The sequence below is a fragment of the Halomonas llamarensis genome, assembly GCF_023555005.1.
Lineage (GTDB): Bacteria > Pseudomonadota > Gammaproteobacteria > Pseudomonadales > Halomonadaceae > Vreelandella > Vreelandella llamarensis.
This window is the reverse complement of sequence record NZ_JAMJPJ010000068.1, coordinates 1-2080: the sequence shown is the minus strand read 5'-3', so window position 1 is coordinate 2080 and position 2080 is coordinate 1. Positions and strand designations below refer to the sequence as shown.

Sequence of the window (2080 nt, the reverse complement as noted above, 5' to 3'; positions counted from 1 at the left end):
ACCAGTGTTCATCCGTGAGCATTTGTCGGGGCATCGCAAGCTCGCAGTTTGTTGGCGTGAGAACCTCTATTCTGCGAGCTTGCCCCTATCCTGCCAAATCATCTTCGATCAAACGTCAACACGCCCTTATACAGCTTATATGGTTTCGTTAGTCATTACTGCTTAAGGCTAGTTGTCAATCTCCAAGTTTAATTAAGCAATTGGCCAGCTTTATTCAGCTGGCCGATTGCTATGCGTCACTTATGAATACAAATCTTTAGGGAAGTGCAGGCACGTTAAAGTCTGGCATTTCGCCAGTAAGCGTATGTAAAAAGGCAGTAATGTCGTTGATAGTGGCTTCTTCAAATTCACGGCCTAACATTTCACGGCCCATGATAGCGACAGCCTCTTCCAAGGTTTCGGTCGCGCCGTTATTCATGTAGGGATAAGTGGCAGCCACATTGCGTAAGGTAGGCGTTCTGAAACGATACTTGTCACTCTCTTCTTTTGTGACGGTGTAACGACCCAAGTCAGTTGAGCCGGGTACCTGTATCGCATGGAATTGGCTATCAGTTAGCTCTGGACCGCGGTGACAAGCAACACAGCCATTGTCAACGAAGGCAACCATGCCGTCTTTTGCTTGGCCGCCAATAGCATCCGTGTCTCCGCGCAGGTAACGGTCAAACGGTGAATGAGGCGTATTCAGTGTGCGCTGGAATGATGCTAGCGATTTTGCCAAGTTTTCCGCATTGATTGGATCTTCGTCATCTGGGAAGGCGGCCTCAAATTTACGCTGATAGAGGTCGAACTCATTTAAACGTGCAAGCGCAGAATCCAGATCCATGGCCATTTCGACGCCGGCTTCGATAGGCCCTAGTGCCTGAGTTTCAAGGTCAGGTGCCCGACCGTCCCAGAATTGTGACTCCAAGAAGCCGCTGTTGAGTACCGTCGGCGTATTACGCTCACCAACTTGCCCATGGTGGCCTGTCGCGCGTGGAATACGGTCAGCCCAGCCTAAAGCAGGGTTGTGACAAGTTGCACAGCTGATGACGCCGCTAGAAGAAATACGCGGTTCAAAGAAGAGCATGTTGCCAAGCCCAACCTTTTCAGCACTCAAGGAGTTGTCTGAGGGGATAGGCGGAAGATAGGGCAATGGCTCAAAACGGTCACGATAGTCTTCAAGCCCATCTCCGGCAATGGCCAAGCCGGCTGGTAAAAGTGCCGAACTTGCTATCAGCGCGGGTAATATTTTTTTCATACTGTAGTGCTGTTTCATGGATTGTCCTCTTACCTTGCTATTCACGGTCCCTCTTGAGCAGAGGGAGGTATTTAGTATGTTTTTTGTCAGTAAGGTAGATGTAACGGAAAAAATCAACCTAGCGAATTAGTCGGATAAGCGCCTAAGTTGAGATGGATCAATTTAGGCGCTTATCTTGCATAAATTTATCATGCTAGCGTAATTGCTTATGTGTAATGCCTTAGTTTACTGATGCCTAAGAGCTTAATCACGAGGAGTCATGCAAGTGCCTCGCTACCGCTATTCGGCCACTCCTGAGTCAGAAGTCACCTCGAAAAGGCTCCTTGGAAAATGTCGTCGCTCTCTTCATCGAGGGGCTGCATTTGTGCTGCCTTCGTGCTTGCTGATGTCTACTAAAGCGGTGGCTTGGGCTGATGAGTTAAGAATGCAGTTAAAATTTACCATTTATAGGCGCTTACGCGTGCTGGCTACTTTCTTTCCACTATTTTTGTCGCTATATTTCTTGTACTTCTTGGTTTTCGAATGGTCGATGCGGCGATGCATTGTCGATAACTTTCTTAGTAATGAAAAGTTGAGGCTAGGCCTTGACTGGGATCGAAAAACCAGTATGATATGCACCCATCGAAAGGGCAGCAGGTCCTGCTATTTCGTAGCTCTTTAATAATGTGATCAGGTAATTCATGTGGGCGCTTGCCGATGAGGGTGATGAATCACCTATTATCAAGGCAAGCGACTCGACCAAGGTCTTCGGATCTTGAGAGAACGTTTGAAAACCTTGAGCCAAGTTTGATGCACTTATGTGACTTTCGAGTGACATGTAAGCATCACAATGATTGTAAACTG

Annotated in this window: 2 protein-coding genes; both read right to left on the bottom strand. The window is 47.5% G+C overall.

The annotated features are described in order from the left end of the window. Positions 1-256: 256 nt before the first annotated feature. Positions 257-1237, bottom strand: coding sequence for a cytochrome-c peroxidase (locus tag M8006_RS17530; RefSeq protein WP_430886851.1), 981 nt, complete (start codon positions 1235-1237; stop codon positions 257-259). 577 nt (positions 1238-1814) lie between these two features. After that, positions 1815-2080, bottom strand: a 266-nt coding sequence (locus M8006_RS17525) for a hypothetical protein (protein ID WP_250084478.1), incomplete at its 5' end; no start/stop codon positions are given.

Bases quoted from the DNA above. Each gene is read 5' to 3' on its own strand.
- M8006_RS17530 (WP_430886851.1), bottom strand. From the start codon at position 1,237: ATGAAAAAAATATTACCCGCGCTGATAGCAAGTTCGGCACTTTTACCA.